The sequence below is a fragment of the Cognaticolwellia beringensis genome, from assembly GCF_002076895.1.
Classification (GTDB): Bacteria; Pseudomonadota; Gammaproteobacteria; order Enterobacterales; family Alteromonadaceae; genus Cognaticolwellia; species Cognaticolwellia beringensis.
Window position 1 is genome coordinate 4,012,723 of sequence record NZ_CP020465.1, and the last position, 23,001, is coordinate 4,035,723.

The 23,001-nt window shown below is 37.8% G+C and carries 22 protein-coding genes and 1 riboswitch; of the genes, 18 read left to right on the forward strand and 4 right to left on the reverse strand.

All coding sequences use genetic code 11. The annotated features are described in order from the left end of the window. Nucleotide 1: 1 nt before the first annotated feature. The 3 genes from lapB (at nucleotide 2) to B5D82_RS16885 (ending at nucleotide 2,425) form a co-directional block, all read left to right on the forward strand. Nucleotides 2-1,171, forward strand: coding sequence for a lipopolysaccharide assembly protein LapB (gene lapB / locus B5D82_RS16875; protein ID WP_081153175.1), 1,170 nt, complete (start codon nucleotides 2-4; stop codon nucleotides 1,169-1,171). A 121-nt stretch (nucleotides 1,172-1,292) separates the two neighbouring features. Then, nucleotides 1,293-1,988, forward strand: a complete 696-nt coding sequence (gene pyrF, locus B5D82_RS16880) for an orotidine-5'-phosphate decarboxylase (protein ID WP_081153177.1) — start codon at nucleotides 1,293-1,295, stop codon at nucleotides 1,986-1,988. A 134-nt stretch (nucleotides 1,989-2,122) separates the two neighbouring features. Further along, nucleotides 2,123-2,425, forward strand: coding sequence for a ComEA family DNA-binding protein (locus B5D82_RS16885; RefSeq protein ID WP_081153178.1), 303 nt, complete (start codon nucleotides 2,123-2,125; stop codon nucleotides 2,423-2,425). Between the two features lie 88 nt (nucleotides 2,426-2,513). Here B5D82_RS16885 and deoD read toward each other — a convergent pair whose 3' ends face one another. Together deoD and add are read right to left on the reverse strand one after the other, a co-directional pair. Continuing rightward, nucleotides 2,514-3,218, reverse strand: a complete 705-nt coding sequence (gene deoD / locus B5D82_RS16890) for a purine-nucleoside phosphorylase (RefSeq protein ID WP_081153180.1) — start codon at nucleotides 3,216-3,218, stop codon at nucleotides 2,514-2,516. A gap of 166 nt (nucleotides 3,219-3,384) precedes the next feature. After that, nucleotides 3,385-4,389 (reverse strand): adenosine deaminase, encoded by a 1,005-nt coding sequence (add, locus tag B5D82_RS16895; RefSeq protein WP_081153181.1) that lies wholly within the window; start codon nucleotides 4,387-4,389, stop codon nucleotides 3,385-3,387. A gap of 222 nt (nucleotides 4,390-4,611) precedes the next feature. On the opposite strand from add, the gene aroG reads away from it, so the two are divergent. The 15 genes from aroG (at nucleotide 4,612) to B5D82_RS16970 (ending at nucleotide 20,939) form a co-directional block, all read left to right on the forward strand. Beyond that, a complete protein-coding gene (aroG, locus tag B5D82_RS16900) occupies nucleotides 4,612-5,664 on the forward strand; it encodes a 3-deoxy-7-phosphoheptulonate synthase AroG (RefSeq protein WP_081153183.1) in 1,053 nt (350 codons plus the stop codon). Nucleotides 5,665-6,011: 347 nt separating this feature from the next. After that, entirely contained in the window at nucleotides 6,012-7,586 is a 1,575-nt protein-coding gene (locus B5D82_RS16905; protein ID WP_157673924.1) for an efflux transporter outer membrane subunit, read from the forward strand. Further along, nucleotides 7,586-8,875 (forward strand): efflux RND transporter periplasmic adaptor subunit, encoded by a 1,290-nt coding sequence (locus B5D82_RS16910; protein ID WP_081153186.1) that lies wholly within the window; start codon nucleotides 7,586-7,588, stop codon nucleotides 8,873-8,875. The genes B5D82_RS16905 and B5D82_RS16910 overlap by 1 nt, the downstream gene beginning before the upstream one ends. Next, nucleotides 8,872-11,970, forward strand: coding sequence for an efflux RND transporter permease subunit (locus B5D82_RS16915; RefSeq protein ID WP_081153188.1), 3,099 nt, complete (start codon nucleotides 8,872-8,874; stop codon nucleotides 11,968-11,970). The genes B5D82_RS16910 and B5D82_RS16915 overlap by 4 nt, the downstream gene beginning before the upstream one ends. Before the next feature lie 124 nt (nucleotides 11,971-12,094). After that, nucleotides 12,095-12,463, forward strand: a complete 369-nt coding sequence (locus B5D82_RS16920) for an HIT domain-containing protein (protein WP_081153189.1) — start codon at nucleotides 12,095-12,097, stop codon at nucleotides 12,461-12,463. Between the two features lie 166 nt (nucleotides 12,464-12,629). Further along, nucleotides 12,630-12,744: riboswitch (TPP riboswitch) on the forward strand. Nucleotides 12,745-12,877: 133 nt separating this feature from the next. Then, nucleotides 12,878-14,983 carry a TonB-dependent receptor gene (locus tag B5D82_RS16925; RefSeq protein ID WP_081153191.1) on the forward strand — a complete coding sequence of 702 codons (2,106 nt, stop codon included), beginning with the start codon at nucleotides 12,878-12,880 and terminating at the stop codon, nucleotides 14,981-14,983. Nucleotides 14,984-15,137: 154 nt separating this feature from the next. Next, a complete protein-coding gene (locus B5D82_RS16930) occupies nucleotides 15,138-15,404 on the forward strand; it encodes a hypothetical protein (protein WP_081153192.1) in 267 nt (88 codons plus the stop codon). Then, on the forward strand, nucleotides 15,404-16,078 hold the full coding sequence (gene pnuC, locus B5D82_RS16935) for a nicotinamide riboside transporter PnuC (RefSeq protein ID WP_081153194.1): 675 nt from the start codon (nucleotides 15,404-15,406) through the stop codon (nucleotides 16,076-16,078). The genes B5D82_RS16930 and pnuC overlap by 1 nt, the downstream gene beginning before the upstream one ends. Nucleotides 16,079-16,170: 92 nt before the next feature. Continuing rightward, nucleotides 16,171-17,244 carry an aminoglycoside phosphotransferase family protein gene (locus B5D82_RS16940; protein ID WP_157673925.1) on the forward strand — a complete coding sequence of 358 codons (1,074 nt, stop codon included), beginning with the start codon at nucleotides 16,171-16,173 and terminating at the stop codon, nucleotides 17,242-17,244. Nucleotides 17,245-17,329: 85 nt separating this feature from the next. Next, on the forward strand, nucleotides 17,330-18,403 hold the full coding sequence (locus B5D82_RS16945; protein WP_081153197.1) for a sensor histidine kinase: 1,074 nt from the start codon (nucleotides 17,330-17,332) through the stop codon (nucleotides 18,401-18,403). After that, nucleotides 18,400-19,224, forward strand: a complete 825-nt coding sequence (locus B5D82_RS16950; protein ID WP_081153198.1) for a LytR/AlgR family response regulator transcription factor — start codon at nucleotides 18,400-18,402, stop codon at nucleotides 19,222-19,224. The genes B5D82_RS16945 and B5D82_RS16950 overlap by 4 nt, the downstream gene beginning before the upstream one ends. Nucleotides 19,225-19,533: 309 nt before the next feature. Then, complete coding sequence (locus B5D82_RS16955; protein WP_157673926.1) at nucleotides 19,534-19,770, forward strand: hypothetical protein; 237 nt, start codon at nucleotides 19,534-19,536, stop codon at nucleotides 19,768-19,770. 62 nt (nucleotides 19,771-19,832) lie between these two features. Continuing rightward, complete coding sequence (locus B5D82_RS16960; protein ID WP_081153201.1) at nucleotides 19,833-20,282, forward strand: SMI1/KNR4 family protein; 450 nt, start codon at nucleotides 19,833-19,835, stop codon at nucleotides 20,280-20,282. A 268-nt stretch (nucleotides 20,283-20,550) separates the two neighbouring features. Beyond that, nucleotides 20,551-20,733: a hypothetical protein gene (locus B5D82_RS16965; RefSeq protein ID WP_081153203.1), complete on the forward strand. Its 183-nt coding sequence runs from the start codon at nucleotides 20,551-20,553 to the stop codon at nucleotides 20,731-20,733. Then, nucleotides 20,718-20,939: a hypothetical protein gene (locus tag B5D82_RS16970; protein ID WP_081153204.1), complete on the forward strand. Its 222-nt coding sequence runs from the start codon at nucleotides 20,718-20,720 to the stop codon at nucleotides 20,937-20,939. The genes B5D82_RS16965 and B5D82_RS16970 overlap by 16 nt, the downstream gene beginning before the upstream one ends. Nucleotides 20,940-21,050: 111 nt before the next feature. Here the strand turns inward: B5D82_RS16970 and B5D82_RS16975 are convergent, their stop codons facing one another. Both B5D82_RS16975 and B5D82_RS16980 read right to left on the reverse strand, forming a co-directional pair. Then, nucleotides 21,051-22,139, reverse strand: a complete 1,089-nt coding sequence (locus tag B5D82_RS16975; RefSeq protein WP_081153206.1) for an NADP-dependent oxidoreductase — start codon at nucleotides 22,137-22,139, stop codon at nucleotides 21,051-21,053. A gap of 100 nt (nucleotides 22,140-22,239) precedes the next feature. Then, nucleotides 22,240-22,935, reverse strand: a complete 696-nt coding sequence (locus B5D82_RS16980; protein WP_081153207.1) for a type 1 glutamine amidotransferase domain-containing protein — start codon at nucleotides 22,933-22,935, stop codon at nucleotides 22,240-22,242. Nucleotides 22,936-23,001: the final 66 nt, after the last annotated feature.

Sequence of the window (23,001 nt, forward strand, 5' to 3'; positions counted from 1 at the left end):
TATGCTAGGTTTATTATTCTTATTGTTACCTGTTGCTATGGGCTATGGTTGGTTTATGGGGCGCAATAGCGTTAAACAAAACGATCATTCTGCCAAACAAGAACTTTCAATTAAATACTCTACAGGTTTAAATTACTTATTTTCAAATCAACAAGATAAAGCGATTGATTATCTGCTCGAAGCCTTAAAAGTTGAAGATGATACCGTAGAAGCTCACTTTGCGATGGCAAATTTATTCAGACGCCGTGGTGAGCTTGATAGAGCGTTGAAAGTACATGAGCATCTAGTACGTCAAAAACACTTACCCAATAGTGCCAAGCAACAAGCGGTATTTGAACTTGCAAAAGATTTTCTCAGTGCAGGCCTTTACGATCGTGCTGAAGATATGTTCCATAAGTTATTAAAGTCAAAAATTTACGGTTTAAAGTCGTTAACTTCTTTAATGCAAATTTATCAATCCACTAAAGACTGGAAGCAAGGTATTGCGCTTAAAAAAGCTATTGCCAAAACCCGTGATATAAAACTCTTACATACGTTAGCTAATTTTTACTGTGAACTTGCCACTTTAGCTTTAGAGAAAGATGAATTTATTGACGTTATTGAGCTTTTAGATAATGCATTAAGTCATGACCCTAACTCATCTCGTGCTAATTGGTTAATGGCACAAATATACGAAAACCATCAACAGTACAATGAAGCTTGCCAATGCTATAAAGCCATTTATGAGCAAGATAAAGAATTTTTCCCTGATGTCATCGAAAAAATGTTTATTTGTTATCAGGCGCTTGATGCAGAAAAAGAATTTTTTCAGTTCATCAGGAAAGTTTATGACGAAACAGGCAGTACCAGTGCGCTGATCAAATATTTAACACATATTGAGCAAGTTAAAGGCGTTAATCAGGCTAAAACTTTTATTCTAACGGCTCTAAAACGTCGACCAACAATTCGTGGATTTAAGCACTTCGTAAAAATGCAAATGGGCGACAGCCAATCTGAAAGTACTTCGGATAATCTTGAAGTTATCACAGAGCTAGTGACGGCCTATTTAAATGTTAAACACCGCTACAGTTGTAGAACTTGTGGATTCAACTCGAGCACGCATTATTGGTCATGCCCATCATGCCATGGTTGGGAACAATTGAAGCCTATACGTGGATTAGATGGTGAATAAAGCCATGCTTCATTCACCGTTTAGGTGTTGTTAGTTATAAAAAGCCTGTTATTTACACAGGCTTTTTGGCGCAAAGTAGCGCAGAATTTTTATTACAATATTACCTATTGAGGAAAACAGCATGAGAGATGCAAAAGTTGTCGTCGCCTTAGATTTTGATAACAAAGTTGAGGCTTTATCTTTTGTAGATAAAATTCAACCCAGCGACTGTCGATTAAAAGTAGGCAAAGAAATGTTTACTCACTTCGGACCTGAATTTGTAAAAGAGCTTGTTAATCGTGGTTTTGATGTTTTTCTTGATTTAAAATTTCATGATATCCCTAACACCGTTGCCAAAGCCGTTGCAGCATCTGCTGATTTAGGCGTTTGGATGGTAAATGTACACGCTTCTGGCGGTCTTAAAATGATGCAACAAGCCAAAGCCGCGTTATTACCGTACGGTGAAAAAGCGCCATTATTGATTGCGGTTACGGTGTTAACCAGTATGGGTGAAGAAGATCTTGCTGATATAGGTATAACTAAGTCACCTGCTGAACATGTTTTGCAGCTAGCCACATTAACTAAAAAGGCCGGTTTAGACGGTGTGGTTTGCTCTGCAATGGAAGCGGAATCATTAAAACAACATTTAGGTAAAGAATTTAAGCTTGTTACGCCAGGTATTCGCCCAGCAGGGAGTAATGCTGATGATCAAAAACGTATTATGACCCCTCGTGAAGCCTTAGATGTTGGTGTTGACTATTTAGTCATTGGTCGCCCGATCACCAAAGCAGACAATCCACATGCTGTTTTACAAGAAATTAACCAATCAATTAGCTAATGCCAATAATTAAAAAATTATTTTTTCCCTGATTGTTTGACAAATAACAACAAGACTTCTAAACCTAATGAAGTGAATTATTATCTATGATGATTCACTTATATGGATATTAATTTTATTAGAAGGAAGGTTATATGAAAAAGCACATCTATTATTCTCTCATTATCTTATTTACAGTAATGTCATTGCCACTTCGAGCTGCAGGTTTCAATCAAGCGCCCGAAGTGATTTCTAACGCAGAAATACAAGTTGTTGATATTAATAAAGCTGATATTGAAACCTTAGTTTTATTGAAAGGTGTTGGGGAAAAAAGAGCAAAAGCAATCGTCGCTTATCGTGAATCAAATGGTCAATTCAACTCGGTTGATGATTTATTGAACGTTAAAGGCGTAGGTGCGCAAACATTACAACTAAATAAAGGAAGGATTAAGTTGTAATTCTTGATAGTTTTGAATACTAGAATAAATTATCAAGCTGTAAAAAAGCCAGTCATATGACTGGCTTTTTTGTTAGCTATTTTTGCCGCTATAATAAGCTATCGAGGGTTAATTCCATCATACCTTTAAAGGTTGTTTCGCGTTCATCAGCCGTGGTTTGTTCACCGGTTTTAATATGATCGCTGACGGTTAATACCGTTAAAGCTTTTTTACCGTACTCAGCAGCGACACCATATAAACCTGCAGCTTCCATTTCAACGGCTAAAATACCGTATTTTTCCATTAGGGCGAACATTTCAGGTTGTGGAGTGTAAAATAAGTCAGAAGTGAAAATATTACCAACACGAATTTTCTTGCCGGTTTTTTCTGCAGTTTTTACTACACTACTCAGTAAATCAAAATCAGCAGTTACGGCGAAATCACAGCCATTTAAACGTGAGCGATTTACATTGGAGTCGGTACTTGCGGACATGCCTACAATGATGTCGAGTAGTTTTATATCATCGCGTACAGCCCCACAAGAGCCAATACGAATAATGTTTTCAACGCCATAGTCTCTATATAATTCTGTTGCGTAGATTGAAATTGATGGAATACCCATACCTGAGCCCATTACGGAAACGGGTTTACCTTTATAAGTTCCCGTGTAGCCAAACATGTTTCGTACGCGAGTGACACATTTTGCGTCATCAAGAAAATTTTCTGCGATATATTTTGCGCGAAGTGGGTCGCCCGGCATAAGAACCGTTTTTGCGAAGTCGCCGTTTTTTGCTTCTATATGTGCTGTTGCCATGAGTGTTAACCTTTTTTAGTGGTGTTCAATCACAGTAAGTTTCTAGCCTTTGCTGATATTATATCTATTCAGCCGCTATCAAGGGTGTTTTACTGATATGTCTGTAATTTAAAATGAGATTCTAACTGAAAAAGTATGCAATGATCCAGTCAATACTTTTCTTCGCCTAGTTGTTAACTAACACTTTTTGCTTTAATGCTGCCTTTTCGCTGTCTGATAAAAAGCTCGCTTTAAGAGAGTTCTCTTGTAGTTGCTTTATATCTTTATCATTAAAACCTAATGTATTACGTGCAATATTATATTCATTTTTTAGCTCAATACCTTGTACACCCGGGTCATCAGTATTTAAACAAACCAATAATCCACGCGCTAGAAAGCCTTTGATAGGATGTTGGCTTAAATCTTTGATTGTACCTGTTTGAAAGTTAGAGGTAAGGCAAGATTCTATAGCGATATTATGTTCGAGCATATAATCCATAATCTTTTCATCGCGATGACATGCAACACCATGACCAATTCGTTTAGCGTGTAATTGGTTTATTGCTTGCCATATACTTTCTGGCCCAGCAGCTTCACCTGCATGAATAGTGGCGTTCAGTTGTGCTTTTTGTACTTGCTTGAAGTGCTCAACAAACAATTCACCTGGGTAATTGTATTCGTCACCGGCTAAATCAACTGCAACTAAATGTTGTTTATGTGCCAACAGGGCGTCTAATTCAGCTTGGCATTTTTCTACACCAAAGGTACGACTTAAAATACCAATAAGGTTAATTTTTACGTCGTATACTTTACAGGCGGCATTAACACCATCTATAACGGCAGCAACCACATCCGCAATGACTAGGTTGTTGTTCATTGCCATATAGTAGGGTGAAAAACGTAATTCAGCGTAATGGATACCCGCGTTAAAAGCATCTTCAACGTTTTCATAGGCTATGCGTTTACAATCATCTAACGTTTTAAGCACAGCAACGCCCCAGTCAAGTTTACTGAGGAAAGCTAATAAATCACTTTCACTCCCTTGTACTTGTACATGAGGTATAAAAGCTTCGAAGTTAGTTTCAGGCAGAACAATGTTATGTTGTTGTGCTAATGCCCAGATAGTTTTAGGGCGAATATTACCGTCTAAATGTCGGTGTAAATCAATGAGTGGAAGTTGAGAGTTATTCATAGTTATTGGGAACCTATTTATATTTGTTAGATAAAAGTCGACTAGAGTTTTCTAAAATAAGCGTATTTTTAATGCTCTTAAGCCGAATTTTTTTATTATAGCGTTTTTTTCGTATTTTATGTTGCTATTAGTGTCGTAACACTGATAAGTTAATTTTGAGACCAATCATCTAGGTGTCTAGACGTAAACATTCAATAGATTCATAGTATAAAGAGAAACAATATGTTTGAGCAAACCGACGACGTTCGTATTAATAACATTAAAGAACTTTTACCTCCTATCGCCTTACTTGAGCGATATCCATCATCTGAGCAAGCAACAAAGTCGGTTTTTTCTGGCAGACAAGCCATTAGCAACATTTTTAATAACCAAGATGATCGTTTACTGGTGGTTATTGGTCCTTGTTCTATCCATGATCCTAAAGCGGCATTAGAATATGGTGAGCGACTTGTTAAATTACGTGAAAAATATCAAGACACACTAGAAATTGTTATGCGAGTTTACTTCGAAAAGCCAAGAACAACGGTCGGCTGGAAAGGGCTTATCAATGACCCTTATATGGATAATAGTTTCCAACTTAACGACGGTTTACGCATTGGCCGTAAGTTATTGCTCGATTTAAATAACTTAGGCTTACCTACAGCAGGTGAGTTTTTAGATATGATCACCCCACAATATATGGCTGATTTTATGTGTTGGGGCGCCATTGGTGCAAGAACGACAGAAAGCCAAGTGCATCGTGAACTAGCATCAGGGTTATCCTGTCCAGTAGGCTTTAAAAATGGCACAGATGGCACGATTAAAGTCGCTATTGATGCAATTGGTGCTGCTAGTGCCTCACATCATTTCCTTTCGGTTACTAAATATGGCCATTCAGCGATAGTTGAAACTACAGGTAATGAAGATTGCCATATTATTTTACGTGGTGGTAGAAAAACAAACTTTGATGCTGAAAGTGTTAAAACAGTGACAGAACAGCTAGATAAATCAGGTTTAAATACCAATATCATGATCGATTTTAGTCATGCTAACAGTAGTAAAAAGTTTGAAAATCAAATGTTAGTGTGTCGTGATGTTTGTGAACAAATGAGTAGCGGTAATAAAAATATTTTTGGTGTTATGGTAGAAAGTCACTTAGTTGAAGGCCGTCAAGACCTAGCTATAGGTGAGAAAGGCACTTACGGACAAAGCATTACTGATGCTTGTATCGGTTGGCAAGATACTGAAACGCTACTGGCTGAATTAGACCAAGCCGTAACCAATCGTAGGGCTTAAACACAGCTTTACAATAGAGTTTCAAAACTAGGTAATACATACGCCAAGCAATTAATCATTGCTTGGCGTTTTTCGTTAGGCCAAGTCAATGTTTATTGTCCTGTTATTAACGTTCTATAAAGTCGGTAAATTCCAATAATGATAAGGCTGTGAATTGACCCTTGTTGCGTTGTCTAGGTTTTGGTTGTGTTATACAGCGCAATTTAACCGAATAAATATACCATTCACCGTACTTAACAAAAACTTATGTAAAGCAGTGTAAAGAACGTTGTTTGTCACATTTTGCAGTCATACTATACTTGTTAATTAATATAACAAAATTGAAATTGTTACTATGGGGAAGGGTTTTGAAAGTTCGTTTTAACAAAGTTTTCAAGATAAGTGAGCTAGATAATAAGCGTAAATCTAGTTTGTTTTTTTGGAAGTTACCTAAGTTAACTACAAGGTTAAAGACACGTAATATACTGGTAGTGAGTATAGCTTTGCTTGTGGGTGCTTGTAGTACTCCCACAGGATTAACTTATCAAAAAGCTAGTCGTTTAACAGCGCATAATGTCCCAAATAAATGGCAAGAAAATATCGCAGCAACTGAAAATAACACAATAGCAACTGATTGGGTTAAAAGCTTTAAAGACAATGGTTTAGCTGAGTTGATTGGTTACGCGTTACAAAGTAGTTATGCACTTGATGCCGATAGAATCGGTGTTTCGCTTGCTAAAGAACGTTTAAATATAAGTGCAGCTACTGACTTTCCAGAGCTATCTTTATCTCTAGCTAATTCAAGAAATAAACAAGTTTCAAACAGTGTCACAACGTATCAAAATAGCGCCGACCTTAGTCTCGATTTAAGTTATGAAATTGATCTGTGGGGAAAACTGTCAGACCAACAAAATCAAGACAGATTAAATTATGCAGCAGCCCAAGCAAGTTATCAGCATAGTAAACTGACGTTAGTCGCTGATATCAGTAAAGCGTGGTTTAATCTAACTCAAGCACAACAGTTGCTAAATTTATATCAAGAACGTGCTGAAAACCTTCAACGTAATTTATTAATGATTCAATCTTCATATCAACTGGGTTTGAATGATGCATTAGATGTTTATCTCACCAAAAATACCGTTAACCAAGAATTGGCTCGTGTAGCTCAACAGCAGCAAGCATTAAAGGTTAGCAGTAGAGCACTTGAGCTGCTGGTAGGAGATTATCCGTTAGCTAAAAAAGTAAGTGAACAGAACTTACCGTTTATTGCTGATGAAATTAAGCTAGGTTTACCTGCACAATTACTCACCCGAAGAGCCGATATTCAAGCAAGTTGGTTATCGCTATTAGCGTTAGATGCTGGCTTAGCGATAGCACATAAGCAACGTTTCCCAAGTTTTAATTTAAATGCCAGTGTAGGAGATAATGCCAGTGAATTGACTAATTTGCTCAATGGTGGAGCATTAGCTTGGTCTTTAATGGGCAATATAACCAGCCCGTTATTTAATGCTGGCCGACTTGAGTCACTGGAAACCCAAGCAAAATTAACCGTAGTTCAAAACGAAAAGCTATATTTACAACAAGTTTATCAAGCCTTTGCTGACGTGGAAAATAGCGTAAGCGAGCGAGAGTCGCTTAATCAGCAATATAATTTTTATCTTAAAGCACAAGAGAACGCTTTAGCCGCTGAAAAACTTTCATTTGATCAATACTTACGTGGCTTAGTCACCTATACCACGGTATTAGAATCTCAAAGACGTTCATTTGATGCTCAAACTACCGTTATTCAACTAACCAATGAATTATTACAAAATAGAATCGAAATTTACCTTGCTTTAGGTGGTGACTATCTTGATGGCACAACCCAAACGCAGCAAACAAACAGTACTAAAGGTAACTCATTACCAGCATCGTTAACTCACCGTATAAGCATGGAAAAGTAATGTCGTTAAAATTAAAAAAACTCCTACCGATCATCGTATTATTGTCGCTCTTATTTGCAGCCTATATTGTCACTAGTAATCCTCCTTCAGCAAAGCGGGGTCGCCCAAGTGCATTGCCGCAAATTAGTGTTGAGGTAAAGAAATTAGTGCGTAATGATCTTGCTATTACAATTGATAGCTATGGCACCATAAAGCCTCGTACACAGAGTGTGTTATTGCCACAAGTATCAGGCCAAATTATCCGTATTAACCCAAAATTTAGAGCCGGTGGATTTTTTGAACAAGGCGACGTATTGCTTGAATTAGATCAAAGAGACTTACTTGCCGAAGTTAAAATTGCACAAGCGAGTCTGTTTAGCGCAGAACAAAGCTTTAGTGAAGAACAAGCGCGTGTAGAACAAGCAGAGCAAGACTGGCAACGTTTAGGTAATGACAAAAAAGCACCTGATTTAGTACTGCGTAAACCACAATTAATGGCGGCACAGGCTTCAGTTTATTCAGCCCAAGCCAGTTTATCTAAAGCTGAATTAGCCGTAGAGCGAAGTCACATTGTTGCGCCATATACTGGACGTATATTAAGTAAATCAGTTGATGTTGGACAAGTCGTCAGTATTGGGACCGAACTTGCAGAAATTTATGCCGTAGATTATGTCGAAATTCGTTTGCCACTTAAAAATAAAGACCTGCCTTACATGATGTTGCCAGAGATCAATCGCTTTGAAAATGCTACCGCTCAAGAACAGCCTGTTGTTACTATCTATTCAGATTTAGCCACTCGTCAAAGCTGGCAAGGTAAAGTAGTGCGCACCGAGGGAGCATTTGATGAAGAGTCACAGCAATTATTTGTAGTAGCACAAATTGACGATCCTTATGGCGAGAATGAAGGTAATGGCTTACCTTTAAAAATTGGACAATATGTTAGTGCAAAAATTAAAGGTAAAACGATTGAAAAGGCCTTAACTATTCCAAATAAAGCGATTTATCAAGGCAGCTATGTGTATATTGTTGATGATAATATTCTTAAGCGTAAAAATATTACTATTGCTTGGCAAAGTGATGATGTAGCGGTAATTAAAGCCGGTCTAGAAGCTAACGAATTATTGGTATTAACACCTTTAGGTCAAGTAACCTCTGGCACCATAGTTAGCATAAATAGTATTGACGGTAAGCCTGTTAAAGCATCAAAACAAACTAGAGTAAAACCTAGCGCTGATAATAAGCCTGACAAAAGCTCAAAATCTAGACCAAATGCAAAGCAATCGCGTGAAGATAAAGGGGCTAAGTCATGATTGCTTGGTTTGCAAAAAATCATGTTGCTGCTAATTTATTGATGATCACCATTTTATTGACCGGTATTTTCTCAATAAAAAGTAGTATTCCATTAGAGGTATTTCCATCTTTTGAATCTGAGATTGTTAATGTTTCTGTGTCCTTACGGGGTTCAACACCTGAAGATGCAGAACAAGGTGTCGCAATTCGAATAGAAGAAGCTGTTCAAGATCTTGAAGGCATAGAAAAAATCACCAGTACGTCTGTTGAAGGCGGGGCATCGGTGCGAATTGAAGCTGACTCCAATACAGATGTACGAGATTTACTCGCTGATATTAAAAGCCGTGTCGATGCAATTAATACCTTTCCTGCTGATGCAGAAAAGCCAGTTACCGCAATCGCACAGCGTATACGTAATGTTATTTCAGTTACTATTGCTTCTGATTACGGTGAAAAAGAAATACGTGAGTTTGCTGAACAAGTACGTGACGATTTGCTGCGACTACCTCAAGTAACCCAAGTAGCGTTAGATGCAGTTCGCGACTATGAAATTAGTATTGATATTAACCAAAGTAAATTGGAGCAATATCAATTAACCCTATCTGAAATTTCTACAGCAATCAGTAGTAGCTCTGTCGATATTTCTGCAGGTAATGTTCGCACTGATGGCGGTGATGTTCTTATACGTAATAAGGGACAAGCCTATCGTCGAGACGAGTTTGAAAAAATTGTTATAAAAACCAATACTGATGGCACGTTTTTATATTTGGAAGATATTGCACAAGTTAATGATGGTTTTGAAGAGACGCCCTTACGTGCTCGTTTTAATGGCCAGCAAGGTGCGTTAATTGATGTGTATAGAATTGGCAATCAAAGCGCAATTGACGTTGCTGATGCCGTAAAGAACTATATTGATGAACGACAAGATAGCCTGCCACAAGGTTTTGTATTAAGTTACTGGGATGATGATTCTGAAATTGTAAAAAGTCGCTTAAACACCCTGATCACTAATGCTTTACAAGGTGGCTTTCTCGTACTGATCTTGTTGACTTTATTTTTACGTCCCTCGATAGCATTTTGGGTGTCTATAGGTATTCCCATCAGTTTTATGGGAGCGTTTATTGTGATGCCGTTTTTCGACATTTCAATTAATATTATGAGCTTATTTGGTTTTATTCTAGTGCTGGGGATTGTCGTTGATGATGCCATAGTGACCGGAGAAAATATTTATCGTCATACGCAAACAGCATCTAGTGGTTTAGAAGCGGCGATAAAGGGCACTCAAGAAGTGGCAACACCGGTGACCTTTGGTATTTTAACTACCGTGGCAGCATTTTTACCCTTAGCGTTTATTGAAGGACAACGAGGTGCTTTATTTGCGCAAATTCCTATTATTGTTATTCCGGTACTGCTATTTAGTTTAATAGAGTCTAAATTTGTTCTGCCTTCGCATTTAAAGTCACTACGATTGCGTAGTGAAAGTACAAAACAATCAAAATTCAGTGTGTGGCAACAAGGCTTTGCTGATGGCTTTGAAAACGCAATTCTCAAGTATTACAAGCCATTATTGTCAATAGCAATTCGTAACCGTTTAACTACCGTGGCTTTGTTTTTTGGCGTGTTTATTTTGATTCTAGCATTTATTACTAGTGGCTGGACTCGCTTCGTATTTTTCCCACGTATTGCGAGTGAAACTGCTCGTGGTAGCGTTACTATGCCAGTAGGTACTAGCTTTGATGTCGTTGACTCTTATGTAGAGAAAATGTCGAATGCAGCCAAAATATTACAAGATAAATACCGTGATGACGACGGTAATAGCTTGATTTTAAATACCTTGGCTATCACCAAAGACGCCAGCGGTCGAGTACGCTTTGAAATTCAGCCGGCAGATAAAAATGACAGCGGTATAGGTACAGCACAATTAGTCAATGAGTGGCGGGAATTAATTGGTCCATTACCGGGGGCAGAAAGTGTTACCTTTAGGGCCGAAATAGGCAGGGGCAGCGATCCTATTGATGTACAACTTTCAGCAACTGACTTAAAAACCTTAAATCAAGTCGCAGATGAAGTTAAAACCCGCATTCGAACGTATCCTAGCGCTTTTGAAATAGCTGACAGTTTATCTAACGGTAAAGAAGAACTGCAAATAGAATTAACGGCGCAAGGATACGCCATGGGTATGAGTAACGCTTGGGTCACCAGACAAGTTAGAGATGCTTACTTTGGTTCAGAAATCCAGCGTATTCAGCGAGGGCGTGATGATGTTCGTGTTATGTTACGCTTTCCATTATCAGAGCGGCAATCTATATCAAGCCTGAACGATATGCTGATAAATACCCCTACGGGTGGCAAAGTACCGTTATCGCATGTAGCGTTATTACAACCTGGGAAAAGTGCGTCGGCGATTAAACGTATTGACCGATATCGTACGGTGAATGTTACTGCGGATATTGATAAAAACACCACTAACATGACCACGCTAAATGCCGACCTTAATCAGTTTTTAACCGAGCTAATGGGCAAGTATCCTGGTGTATCTTACAGCTTGGAAGGGGAGGCTCGCGAGCAAGCAGACTCGTTTAGTAGCCTTGCTTGGGGCTTAGTCTTTGTATTTTTTATTATTTATTGTTTATTAGCGATACCGTTTAAATCATATGTGCAACCCATCATTGTAATGTCGGTGATCCCGTTTGGCGCCATAGGTGCCATTATAGGCCATTGGATCATGGGGATGGATCTAACCATCATGAGTTTATTAGGCTTAATGGCGCTGATCGGCGTTGTGGTGAATGACAGTTTAGTGCTAGTTGATTTTATTAACACTAAAGTACGCGCTGGGGAGAAGGCTTACAATGCAGTATTAATCGCGGCACAATCGCGATTTAGGCCGGTCATGCTAACGTCTTTAACCACCTTCATTGGCTTAATGCCATTACTGTTTGAGAAGGCAACACAAGCGCAGTTTTTGATCCCGATGGCTGTGTCTCTTGGTTTTGGTATTATATTTGCGACTTTTATAACGCTAATTTTAGTTCCGGTAAATTACTTACTTGTAGAGGATATGAAAAAATTGACTTCACATAGTAAGAAAAAGCTGATTACCCAGTTAAATTAATTTAACGGAGTAATCTGAGCTATCAAAAAAATATCGAGCGTTAAGTGAATGATAATTCTTTGTTATTCGCTTAACTTATCGTTAAACTGAGCGACATATATTTTAATTTTATAAAGGCTAAATTATGGCTGATAAACACGCTGCTGAAGAAACCATATTTTCTAAAATTATTCGTCAAGAAATTCCAACACCTTTACTTTTTCAAGACGAATTAGTGACGGCTTTTCGTGATATTTCACCACAAGCGAACAGTCATATTTTAATTATACCTAATAAGTTGATCCCAACGGCCAATGATATTGAACAGGACGATGAACTGACTATTGGTCGCATGTTTACCGTGGCGAAAAAACTCGCGAAAGCCGAAGGTATAGCCGAAAATGGATACCGCTTGATCATGAATTGTAATCAACACGGCGGCCAAGAGGTTTACCATATACATCTACACTTAGTCGGTGGTGAACCGTTAGGTAGAATGCTAGACCTTAAATAATGAGCGATACGATTGACGATAACTAAATATAATAGTGATCGAGTTTGGAAAATAGATAATTTGGTAAATACCGTTATCTTTAGCTTAAGTGATAGTAATAACAGCATAATTTTTAGTGCATGAAGGTTTTTCCCCTGTACTTTTAAAAAAATATTGTTAGTATGCATAACGAGCCAAGGGGTGCCTGAAAATCGTATACGATTTTAAAGGCTGAGATGCGAAGCGAACCCTTAGAACCTGAACCGGATAGTACCGGCGTAGGAATGGTTAAGCTAATCGCATTACCGCTCTGTAGCATTATATTTTCAGTATTTTTACTTGTGCTTTAATGCTATAGATTGTTACCGAACAGCTATCTAACTTCCCCCATGCCGGATCCCATAACATATTCTTAATCGAATTTATGAGATCATAATGAAATTTAAAACATCACCTGTAGCTTTGGCTATTTTTACTAGCATTGTTACACCAACAATTTTTGCCGCTGACACGTCATCGAATACCTTATCTAAAAACCTAGAGCAAGCTACAGAAGTTATCACTGTTAATGGCGACTTTCGCACGAGTTCGCTTCAAAAAACGGCAAGTTCTTTATCTGTTATCGCTAGTGATGAAATTAGCGCTCGTAACGCACAGAACTTAGAAGAGATCATTGCTCGAGCACCCAATATAAATTTTTCTAGTGGTACTCAACGCGCTAGATATTATCAAATTCGCGGTATTGGTGAGCGTAGCCAATTTAAAGAGCCAATTAATCCATCTGTTGGTTTAGTGATTGATGGAATAGATTTTTCTAGCATAGGTAGCATAGCGTCAACGTTTGATGTTGAACAAGTCGAAGTTTATCGTGGTCCACAAGGCACACGCTTTGGTGCTAATGCCATGGCTGGAATGATAAATATTACTTCCAGTGCACCTACCGACAGTTTTGAGGGTAAAGTCAAATTATCTGCAGGAAATTACGACAGCTATAGCGCTGGCTTGGTATTGTCTGGTCCCGCAACTGAAAAGGTAAATTATCGCATAGCTATTGAACAGTTCAGTAGTGATGGTTTTATTGAAAATGATTTTCTAAATCGTGACGACACTAATAATCGTGATGAATTAACCCTGCGTGGCAAGTTAGCGATTAAAGCAAGTAATGACTTAACTATTGACTTAACCGCGTTTGTTGCTGATTTTGATAATGGCTACGATGCGTTCTCACTTGCTAATACTCGCCAAACTTTATCAGACCAACCGGGATTTGATCGCCAAGACACCAAAGCGTTAGCGGCTAAATTTACGTATAGCGGTTTTAATGACTTTACAGTTGAAAGTATTATTAGCTATGCTGATTCAGCACTGGACTACGGCTATGATGAAGATTGGGCCTATGAGGGGATTCGTCCAGGATGGGAATATAGTTCAGAAGATCACTATTTTCGTGATAAAACATCAACGACTTTTGAATTAAGGGCAGTATCAGAGCCAGGTGGTGAAATTTTTAATAACACAACGGCTTGGATAACAGGATTATACTTTAAGCAAGAAAAAGAGGACTTATTACGTCAATACACTTATTTGTCTAGCGATTTTAGCTCATCTTTTGATACCGAGAATATTGCTGCATTTGTTCAGTTTGACACTCAACTTAATCATAAACTAAGCCTGACAACGGGCTTAAGGGTAGAGCGCAGAAATTCAGATTACATCGATGCAGAGCAACTTAGTTTTGATCCTAGCGATACTATGGTTGGCGGTAAAGTGGTGTTGTCATTCCAAATGGACGACAATAATTTATTTTATGGCTCAGTAAATCGCGGTTATAAAGCCGGCGGTGCTAATACTGATGGTAGTTTACCCGCTAATCTTCGTGAGTTTACGCCTGAATACTTATGGAATTATGAATTAGGCTATAAAGTCAGTCTATTGGACAATCAAGCTTATGTTCGAAGCGCGATATTTTATATGGATAGAGACGATATGCAGGTACGTACGTCTTATTTAGAAGAACGACAAGATGGCAGCACAGACTTTGTTTCATATTTAGGTAATGCGGCAACGGGTAGTAATCTAGGTCTTGAATTTGAGGCAGGCTGGCAAATTACCTCTAAACTTGAAATATACGGTGCGTTAGGGCTTTTAGATACTGAATATAAAGGTTTTATTGCCGCAGATGGAATCGACAAGTCAGGTGACGAACAAGCACATGCACCTAGCTATCAATTTAATCTCGGTTTGAATTATCAATTATCTGATCATTTATTAGTTAATATTTCGGTTGATGGTAAGGATGAGTTCTTGTTTTCTGATACTCATCAAGAAAAGTCAGAGTCAATTGAAGTCGTTAATATGTCCATTAGTTATGCCAGAGATGATTGGCAAGTGAAGCTATGGGCGCGTAACTTATTGGATGAAACTTACGCGACCCGTGGCTTTTATTTCGGCAATGACCCCAGAGACGAATACACCGCCAAAGCCTATTATCAATTAGCTGAACCCGCTGTTTTTGGTGCAACTTTCGACTATGAATTTTAGTTGGGAGTTTTAATAAGTTATTGTTATTAGATTTTTTTGCGATAAAAAATAATTGTAGCGGATAAGTATAAATATAGTGCAACACATTGAGTAATCAACTTGGTATAAAGACTAATGTGTTGTTTATTTAATAATATTATTAAGAGAATTAAATATGAAAATATCAATTGAAATTAGTTTATACCCGCTAGCGGAAGACAAATTTAAAACTGAAATATGGGCGTTTATTAAACGTTTACGTTTAGTTTCAGGTTTAACGGTAGTAACCAATGGCATGAGTACGCAAGTATTTGGTGATTATGATTTAGCTACACAACATGTCATGGCTGAAATAAAACATGTGCATCAAACGCTAAATGCTGCGGTATTTATTTGCAAATTTATAGGCGGAGATCGATCTGTTGTAGAAGCTGAATCATAATGTCGAATTCAATCAGTGCAACAAGCGAAATTATTAATTATTTCACAACATTGCCAGTATTAGAGCTAGTCGCTGTTGCCGCATCATTACTCTATGTCGTTTTAGCGGCAAAAGGTAATATTTGGTGCTGGCCGGCTGCTATTTTGAGTACCGTATTATATACCGTCATTTTTTATGACGTTTATCTATGGATGGATAGCCTACTGCAGTTGTATTATTTACTCATGGCTGTGTATGGTTGGGCTTGCTGGCACAAAAATAGTCGATTGAGCTTCAATAGTCATTCTAAAGAGCTTTTGTACAGTCAATGGACGCTACATCGTCATAGCAGTATAATTTTGGCTTTAACAGCAGTCTCTTTCGTTTTAGGCTGGATAATGGCGACTTATACGCCAGCACATTTTCCATACCTTGATAGCAGCACTACCGTATTTGCGGTGTTTGCTACCTATTTAGTGACCCAAAAAGTACTGGAAAATTGGTTATACTTTATTGTTATCGATATTGTTTCTATATTTCTTTATGTTGAAAAGGGCTTGTTACCAACCGCTGCGCTATTTGGAGGTTTTGTCATTATTGCCGCTTATGGCTATTGGGAATGGCGTAAGCAATATAAGCTGCAATTTCGTCAACAGCACCAAGACATGTGTATTGATAACTCTGTTGCGGGATAACGCTAACTCATTGCTCAATAGTATGTTAACTAGTTTCTGGCATAGCTTATTGGCAAGTGTTAAATAAGTTATGTTACTTTTTGGGAAACCTTTTGAAATTGGATCAATCAATAATAGACCATCAGCAACATTCGTTAACGCTTGAATTATGCCATCTACCTTGTTTTAATCAACTCAAGGTAGAACACATTCGTCATATTGATGCAGGCTTAAGCAATCCTTGTTTTCATGTTAGCTATGAAAATAAATCCCTATTCGCCAAGTATTTAACGGCTAACAGTATTGAACCATTCGTAAGCCAACTTGCTGCAAGCGAAGGAATTGCGCCAAAATTAGTCTATGTTGGGCATAACTGGTTAGTTACAGAGTTTATAACAGGTCAGGGGCTTGAGAAAAGCGATCAAAGTGAAGATGAAAAAATAGCAATAGTACTAGCGCTATTGGCACGCTGTCATAGTATTCTAGATCTTAGTGTCAGTTATAATAGTCAACGTAACCATCAAGCATTAGCTCAGAAAACATTCATTACCGATGTGAATGTACCAACACAGTCCAACATACCTAACCTCGATATATCAGCTACGATCAACCAATTATTACAAAAAATAAAACTTAGTGATACTCAAGATAAAGCCCTACAATTTTTATTAAATATTTTACAGAAAAACTTGGTGAACACATCCAAGTTTTTGTCAAACATTCAGCAAGTTCTTTGCCATGGAGACACTAACTTTAGTAATGTTATACAGCTTAAAAATGACGATACAAGTGCTGAACCTTTATATAAATTAATTGATTTTGAGTGCGCATGCATCGCACCAATAGAGTATGAATTAGCGATGCTAATGGCGGTTAATAATATAGATGCGGGTAAAGTTGAACTGATTGAATCGCTTTATCAGCAAGCAATAATATCCAAAAAATTACCGAATAAACCTTTAGATATTGTCGACAATATAGCAAGTAAAACACAAAACACACTTAAAACATCAACAGTATTGGTTACGTGTTACCTAGATTTTTCATTCTTAATCAATGCCTTGTGGTACATGGTTGAATATCAGAGTAGAAAGCAATTAAAATACAAAAAATTAGCTATAAAACAACTCAGCATACTGGCGATTAGGTACCCACAGGCAGATATTGTTTTGAACGAAATGAGATAAGGCGCACTAATCTTAGGATTAGTGGTAGTGCGAGAATAACTTGCTTAGCGCATAATTACATTAACCTCACTTGTTGGTGTATTGTGTGAATTGGAAAGAGTTTGTAGAAAATAGAAATCGCTTATTTTGGTTGGTTCATACCGCTGGTTGGTGTGGTTTTGCCTTAGTACATTACTTAGGCTCATTACTGCACGACTTACGCGATATTTTTCTTGTTATTATCTTATTGAATGCCTATGCCGGTTGGTTATTTACCGCACCGCTTAGGTATATCTATCGTCGTATCTGGAATTTTACCCCGTTAAAAATTGCCATCGTGGTGATATTAGCTTCTTATTGCACGGGTGTATTATGGCAAGTAGTCAAAAACATCAATTATTGGGAAATATATAAACACGGTTACCGACCTGACTTTTGGCTGTATTACACCAAAAATAGCCTGTTATCTTTCTTTATTATTTTAAGTTGGAGCGGCTTATATTTTGGTACTAAATACTACCAAATGCTACAAATAGAAAAACAAAATGTATTACGCGCCAATACTGTTGCTCATCAAGCGCAGCTTAAAATGTTACGTTATCAACTCAATCCCCACTTTTTATTTAATACCCTTAATGCAATATCAACCTTAATTTTGGTGGAAGAAAACAAAGCGGCCAATGGCATGGTCACTAAATTAAGTGAATTTTTACGTTATTCACTTGAAAAAGATCCCATGAAGCGAGTTACGCTCGATAGCGAATTACAAGCACTCAGGCTTTATTTAGATATTGAAAAAGTGCGATTCGAAGAGCGATTACAAGTAACCTTTGATGTTGCTAATGACTGTAAATTTGCCTTGGTGCCTAGCATGATATTGCAGCCCTTAGCTGAAAATGCGATTAAGCATGCTGTTGCCGTGCAAGAGCAAGGCGGCGGAATTCATGTGAAGGTGCACCGATTTGGTAACGATTTATTGATAGAGTTAGCTGATGATGGGCCCGGTGCAGACATTATAAATGGCAACTTATTTCGTGAGAATGGTGTTGGTTTAGTCAATACTCGTGAACGATTACAGGCTTTATATCAGAAGGATTTTTCTTTAGTTGTTGCCAACAACACACCAACTGGTGTTAAAATCAGTATACGCATTCCCTATGAAGTTGGCCATCGAGTATGAGCAAGCAGCTCACCACTATAATTGTTGATGACGAACCCCTTGCCAGAAAAGGTCTTGCGGTTCGTTTACAAGTGCACAAAGACATTAACATTATTGCCCAATGCACTAATGGCAGAGAAGCATTAGAAGCTGTTAGGGCTTATCAACCAGATCTCATTTTTCTCGATATTCAAATGCCAGGTTTAAACGGCTTTGAAGTCGTTGAAGCGATTATTGAGCAGGACTTATTATTGCCTATGGTGGTTTTTGTGACCGCTTATGATCAATACGCCATGCAAGCCTTTGAAGTACACGCACAAGATTACTTACTTAAACCTGCTGACGAACAACGCTTAGCGCAAACTTTAGATAAAATCCGCCAAAGCATCAGTAGTGAAGTAAATGCACTTCATAAATCAAAATTAGTGCGTTTAGTGAGTGATGTAACCGGTAACGACTGTGAAAAAATTCTACAAGAATTAGAAAATAACGAACCCGTCAGTATGTCTAGTTATTCCGACGTTTTAGCGATAAAAGACGCCGGAGAAGTCAGCCGGGTGCCCGTAAAAGATATTTTATGGATTGACGCTGCTGGCGACTATATGTGCGTGCATACTCATGATAATACCCATATCTTACGTAAAACCATGAAGCAGCTCGAAGAAGTGCTAGACCCAAGACGCTTTCTACGCAGCCACCGCTCTACCATAGTGAACAAAAGTTACATTGATAAGTTTTGCAGCCAACTTAATGGTGAGTATTATTTAGTGATGTCAAACGGCAAAGAATTAAAAGTCAGTCGTAGCTATAAAGAGAAAGTTAAAAAAGCGGTGACGACTTAACGTATAGATCTTATCATTAATGTTTCATGAATAGATATTCTGTCCGCTATTTGGAGAGAAACCTCTCACTAGTTGCATAATTATCTATGCATAAGGTTATACGCATAATGTTGCCTTTATTCTATTGATAACCCGATTTTATCTAAAAGACAGTGCAGTTGCGTTACTTTTCAATGAAAGTTAAATTGAGACTATCCCTGAAACATGAATTAACGAAATAAGGTGAACTTTATCAGGAATTTAGAGCTTAAAAAAACATAATTTGACTGATTAAACTTAATTACCAGTAAACTACAAGGATGAAATAAAATGCGGATATTAATGGTTGGATTAATGTTGTTAACTTTAACAACGGGCTGTGCATCAAGTTCGGATTTAGATAAAAGTGCTGAAAGGCACATTAAATCTGGTGATTATTACCAATCAATCGGACAACATCAAGCCGCGAGAGAAGAGTATAGTGAGGCTGATAAAGATTTTGACCAAGCAGGAGAAGTGTTTTCCATTTTGATTGATTTATTTAATCACTTTTCAAAAGACGACTAATTTTAAAAAAGAGCATGTTAATGAACCCTCTCAAAAAGTTCTTATATTTGGAGTACCTCTAAGTGCAAAGTATTGATCGTTATATGGATAACAACTGCAGTGAACAAGCTATGACACCTATATCTAACGTTGATATTGCAGAGCTTGAAGCGCGACTTTCTGTAATATTACCTGACTCATACAAATACCTATTGTCGAATTACGGTTTACTTCACACGCCTAATGTTATGACTAAAACATGTGATTTATCGGTCGAGCTTTCCCAAGTACAGGATTTTTTAAGCCTTGAAGATGTATATTCACTTTCTAAATTATATGAAATGAGTGGTATGCCAAAAGGTCATATCTTGTTTGCGTCAGACTGTAAGGGCAACATGTTTTGTTTTAAACTTAGCGATTGTGAAATCAAGCACACCGATGTACCCGTATGGTTTTACGAACATGAATTTCATATTGTAAAAAAAGTATCGGACAGCTTCAGTGCATGGATCGGAGATTTCAATAAAGAATAGATAAACTGACTTTTCTATTATTTTCACTACCCTAGATATTATTTATGCTAAATGTTCCATGCTTATTTATTATGTAATTAACCTTAATAGAACTATGCTTCTAGTTGTAATTCAATGCTATTTATCGTCTACCTAAATCTCGGGTAAATAGGCTATAGATAGCACTGAAAAAGCTATTATACCTTGGACACTGCCTGTCTGGCACGGAGATGCAAATGAGACTAAATATCAATGGACACATGGCTATACTCAAGAAGCTAATTGTCTTTTGTCTAGCATTGATCATCCGTTTGAATATAAAGCACCTGAATCATTAAAAGGTCATACGTTAGGTGGATTAGTAGGGTATCGATATTTAGGATCAGATGAGTTGATCGCCAATGGTGATATTAAACGCGTGAATGTCAGTCATGCTATGGAAAATATTAAAAACTCATGGAAGAACGTGTAGATGTAACACGAATAACGCAATCAACGGCACGTTATTTTATCACAAAAATGAAACAAAAAAATCAAATTCATTTTTCAAATCGTAATTATCAAGACTTTACCTACAGAATGATAATGAATTCTTTATCAGACGAGTTACAAAATAGGCTAATGAAAATATCAAAAGAAATGTTAACCGATCAGGAATGGTTGTCGCGCCTGAGTTAGTATCGCTAGGCATTGATAAAATTTTATCGATTAAATTATTGATATAAAAAAAGAGTAAACAACGCTTGTGTTTACTCTTTTTAAATTTTTACTAATCTGGCGACAAACAGCTTATTTAGCTAATTCGATCGGTCCTACTTCTATAACACGTTTACCGAAATTCTCACCTTTTAATAGGCCGATAAAAGCACTTGCTGCTTGTTCTAAACCGATAACTTTATCTTCACGATATTGAATTTTACCTTCAGCAAGCCATTGGCCCATCGCTTGACTAAATTCGTTGTAACGATGACCGTAATCATCAAATACGATAAAGCCCTGCATTTTAATGCGCTTAACTAATATTAGTCCCATCAGTTGCGACATTCTGTCAGGCCCAGAAGGCAGCTCAGTAGCATTGTATTGCGAAATCAAACCACAAACAGGTACTCGCGCGCTAGAATTCAATAGTGGCATTACAGCGTCGAATACTGAGCCACCGACATTTTCAAAATAAACATCAATACCAGCAGGACATTGCTCAGCCAGTAACTTTGCTAAATTTTCATCTTTATGGTTTAAACAGGCATCAAAACCAAGCGTGTTAGTAACGTAATTACACTTTTCTTCACTACCGGCGATACCAATAACACGACAACCTTGTAATTTCGCAATTTGGCCGACTAAGCTACCTACAGCGCCACTTGCTGCTGCCACAACTACGGTTTCACCTGCTTTTGGTTGGCCAATATCGAGTAAGCCCATATAGGCGGTTAACCCCGGCATACCTAACACGCCAAGTGCATATGATGGTGTGGTTAACGCTTTAGGTAACTTTAACAGGTCATCACCATTGGAAAGCGCATAATCTTGCCAACCGGTATAAGCCACAACTAAATCGCCAACTTGGAAATTGTCATTGAGAGATTTCTCAACACGACAAACCGCGCCACCAACCATAACTTCGTCAATCGCAACCGGTTCAGCGTAAGACTTTGCATCGCTCATACGACCACGCATGTAAGGGTCTAGGGATAAATATACCGTTCTTAATAATACTTCACCTTGGCTCGGTGTCGGTATTTCGGTATTAATAAGGTTAAAGTTCTCGGCTGTTGGCGCGCCTACAGGACGAGAAGCTAAAGTAAATTGACGGTTTTGCTGCCAATTTTGTTTTAATGTAGAAGTGCTATCGGCATTATTAACTATGTTAGCGGTCATTATATTGTCCTAACTAAATATCATGAGTATTAGAGATAACATAGCCAAATATCTATCCAGATAATTGGCTATGTGGATTTTGTTGTAATGACTTTAGGTATTAGCTTAATTTTTTAATTAAACGTGCAGCCGCTTCGCTTGAACTCGCTGGGTTTTGGCCACTGATAATACCGCTATCTTCAACAACGAATGATGACCAGTCGTCACCTTTTTGGTAGTTTGCGCCTTGCTTAATTAGCTCATCTTCAAGTAAAAATGGCACGATATCCGTTAACTGTACAGCTGCTTCTTCACTGTTAGTAAAGCCAGCCATTTTTTTACCTTTAACGATTGGGTTGCCATTTTTGTCTTTAACATTAAGCAATACTGACGTTGAATGACAAACTACAGCTACTGGCTTATTTTGTTCGATGAAAGCTGAGATCAAAGCAATAGAGTCTTGATCATGAGTTAAATCCCACATTGGGCCGTGTCCACCAGGATAAAATACAGCGGCATAATCATTCGCATCAACAAGATTTAACTTGGTTGTGGTCGCCAATACTTGTTGATTTTCTTTATCTTGCTCAAAACGGCGAGTAGCATCTGTTTGAAAGTCAACTTCTGCGCTTTTTGGATCTAGCGGTGGTTGTCCGCCTAAAGGTGAGGCTAATGTTACAGAGTAACCCGCGTCAATTAGTTGATAATAAGGGGCAGCAAACTCTTCTAACCAGAAACCAGTTTTTTCACCTGTGTCACCTAATTTATCATGCGAAGTTAATACCATTAATACTTTATTTGTATTTGTTGCAGTCATTTTAATTATCCTTTGCTGTTAATCAGCGACTTGTTTTTAAAAGTAAAAGTTGATGAAAATACTTTC

What these genes read in the sequence shown, in the direction of transcription:
- lapB (WP_081153175.1), top strand. Translation starts at nt 2, where the DNA reads ATGCTAGGTTTATTATTCTTATTGTTACCTGTTGCTATGGGCTATGGT.
- pyrF (WP_081153177.1), top strand. Translation starts at nt 1,293, where the DNA reads ATGAGAGATGCAAAAGTTGTCGTCGCCTTAGATTTTGATAACAAAGTT.
- B5D82_RS16885 (WP_081153178.1), top strand. Translation starts at nt 2,123, where the DNA reads ATGAAAAAGCACATCTATTATTCTCTCATTATCTTATTTACAGTAATG.
- deoD (WP_081153180.1), bottom strand. Translation starts at nt 3,218, where the DNA reads ATGGCAACAGCACATATAGAAGCAAAAAACGGCGACTTCGCAAAAACG.
- add (WP_081153181.1), bottom strand. Translation starts at nt 4,389, where the DNA reads ATGAATAACTCTCAACTTCCACTCATTGATTTACACCGACATTTAGAC.
- aroG (WP_081153183.1), top strand. Translation starts at nt 4,612, where the DNA reads ATGTTTGAGCAAACCGACGACGTTCGTATTAATAACATTAAAGAACTT.
- B5D82_RS16910 (WP_081153186.1), top strand. Translation starts at nt 7,586, where the DNA reads ATGTCGTTAAAATTAAAAAAACTCCTACCGATCATCGTATTATTGTCG.
- B5D82_RS16915 (WP_081153188.1), top strand. Translation starts at nt 8,872, where the DNA reads ATGATTGCTTGGTTTGCAAAAAATCATGTTGCTGCTAATTTATTGATG.
- B5D82_RS16920 (WP_081153189.1), top strand. Translation starts at nt 12,095, where the DNA reads ATGGCTGATAAACACGCTGCTGAAGAAACCATATTTTCTAAAATTATT.
- B5D82_RS16925 (WP_081153191.1), top strand. Translation starts at nt 12,878, where the DNA reads ATGAAATTTAAAACATCACCTGTAGCTTTGGCTATTTTTACTAGCATT.
- B5D82_RS16930 (WP_081153192.1), top strand. Translation starts at nt 15,138, where the DNA reads ATGAAAATATCAATTGAAATTAGTTTATACCCGCTAGCGGAAGACAAA.
- pnuC (WP_081153194.1), top strand. Translation starts at nt 15,404, where the DNA reads ATGTCGAATTCAATCAGTGCAACAAGCGAAATTATTAATTATTTCACA.
- B5D82_RS16950 (WP_081153198.1), top strand. Translation starts at nt 18,400, where the DNA reads ATGAGCAAGCAGCTCACCACTATAATTGTTGATGACGAACCCCTTGCC.
- B5D82_RS16955 (WP_157673926.1), top strand. Translation starts at nt 19,534, where the DNA reads ATGCGGATATTAATGGTTGGATTAATGTTGTTAACTTTAACAACGGGC.
- B5D82_RS16970 (WP_081153204.1), top strand. Translation starts at nt 20,718, where the DNA reads ATGGAAGAACGTGTAGATGTAACACGAATAACGCAATCAACGGCACGT.
- B5D82_RS16975 (WP_081153206.1), bottom strand. Translation starts at nt 22,139, where the DNA reads ATGACCGCTAACATAGTTAATAATGCCGATAGCACTTCTACATTAAAA.
- B5D82_RS16980 (WP_081153207.1), bottom strand. Translation starts at nt 22,935, where the DNA reads ATGACTGCAACAAATACAAATAAAGTATTAATGGTATTAACTTCGCAT.